We start from the raw sequence: 1,121 nt of genomic DNA, 5'->3' as shown, positions 1-1,121 counted from the left end.
GTTGGACTAAACATTATCCTCAAGCAGGAAGACCCGATGCGATTCAACATACTCAATATGTACGTACTACTAAATCCGGGGCAACATATAAACTAGATTATCATCCAGGAGGAAATGCAAGTCAGCCGAATATTCATGGCAATGACTACTGGAAGGTTTATAAAGTCAAGAATGGTGAGGATGTTGTCTTTGGAAGGATCGGTCATGGTGAATTTAAAAACTACGATCTAATAAAAGACTCTCCAGTATATATTGATGGTGCGTTAAGAAATGGTGGTTTTTAATATGATAGACTTTAATGCTGAAATAATATCTGGTTTTTCATTAGGCAATATTAGTCTGAATAGAAATATATCTTCATATATAGATGAAATGTATTCTGTTTTTAAGGTTGAAGTTAAGGAATACTATCTTCCTGATGGGAGTAAAAATAATGCATATATATTAAATAAAACTATAACGATCGCAACTGATCATGAAGGCTTAATCTTCTCAATTGGTTGCAATGAAGAATATAAAGGGAAGTATAAAAATATATTACATACAGGGCAATCGATGAAAGAGGTTATTGCTCTAACTGAAAAACAACGTATATTTAATGGCTCAGTCATTATTGACGATGATTTTGGCTTCTCGCTTATATTGCCATCACCTTATGATGAAATCGGGGACAGCATTGAAAATATACCTAGTTATATGATATTTAAAGAAATATATGTTTCTGATTTTTCTTCGTGGCGGTCAGGTTATTGAATGAGGTTGAATGTTAATCTCTTGGAGACAGCTAGCCATTAAAAAACGCTGAGGAAGTCGCCATAAATAAAAGCCGGGAAGATCCCAAGAAGATCTTCCCGGTTATTTTTTTGTATGTTGTTACTGCTACATATTCCCCTGCTGCACCCGAATCACCACCTGACCGGGCATTACGCTGATCGCCAGCGGTTGCCCGGTCAGGCCGCACTGCGTCAGCCAGTCCTCTGGCAGAGACAGATTGCCGTTATCCCGTATCTAGTTCACGCAACCACAGCCAGCCAGAACCCGGTATAAAATTCGCCGGCCAGCTTCTGGATGAAGAATCGGGGCTGCACTACAACCGCTTCCGCTACTACGACCCGCAGGCC

The 1,121-nt window shown here is 39.5% G+C and carries 3 protein-coding genes; 2 read left to right on the top strand and 1 reads right to left on the bottom strand.

Annotation, left to right across the window (positions count from 1 at the left end):
• Together DBA33_RS20330 and DBA33_RS20325 are read left to right on the top strand one after the other, a co-directional pair.
• A partial coding sequence (locus tag DBA33_RS20330) for a hypothetical protein (RefSeq protein ID WP_346341329.1) occupies positions 1-284 on the top strand: 284 nt, incomplete at its 5' end.
• Position 285: 1 nt separating this feature from the next.
• The gene (locus DBA33_RS20325) at positions 286-753 is read left to right on the top strand and encodes a hypothetical protein (protein WP_120807120.1); all 468 of its coding nucleotides are present in this window, start codon (positions 286-288) and stop codon (positions 751-753) included.
• 126 nt (positions 754-879) lie between these two features.
• Here DBA33_RS20325 and DBA33_RS21135 read toward each other — a convergent pair whose 3' ends face one another.
• Complete coding sequence (locus DBA33_RS21135) at positions 880-990, bottom strand: SymE family type I addiction module toxin (RefSeq protein ID WP_276148148.1); 111 nt, start codon at positions 988-990, stop codon at positions 880-882.
• Positions 991-1,121: the final 131 nt, after the last annotated feature.

Source organism: Yersinia sp. IP36721, assembly GCF_003634395.1.
In the GTDB taxonomy this organism is placed as follows: Bacteria; Pseudomonadota; Gammaproteobacteria; order Enterobacterales; family Enterobacteriaceae; genus Yersinia; species Yersinia entomophaga.
Note: the sequence above shows the minus strand (reverse complement) of the source record. Positions and strands in the feature narration are given on the sequence as shown.